This window comes from Pseudomonas sp. BJa3 (genome assembly GCF_026343815.1).
Lineage (GTDB): Bacteria > Pseudomonadota > Gammaproteobacteria > Pseudomonadales > Pseudomonadaceae > Aquipseudomonas > Aquipseudomonas soli.
In genome coordinates, this window is the sequence record NZ_JAOXMC010000629.1 from 1 (window position 1) to 228 (window position 228).

The window sequence follows — 228 nt, forward strand, 5'->3', positions numbered from 1 at the left end:
ACTGACCTTTGCCGTGATCATCGGCACCGTGGTACTGCAAAGCGCCACCGCACGCCCCTTGGCGCGCCTGCTGAAGGTGGCGGAACCGTCACCGAGCGGGTTTCTCCTGGTCGGTGCCAACCCACCTGCGCGCGCCATCGCCAAGGACCTGCAACAACTGGGCTGCCGGGTACTGTTTACCGACTCGAGCTGGGAGAACATCCGCGATGCGCGCATGTACAACCTGCC

The 228-nt window shown here is 64.5% G+C and carries 1 pseudogene; it reads left to right on the top strand.

What is annotated here, in order from left to right:
* Positions 1 to 228 (top strand): annotated as a pseudogene (locus tag OH705_RS29060) (sodium:proton antiporter); the annotation flags it as partial.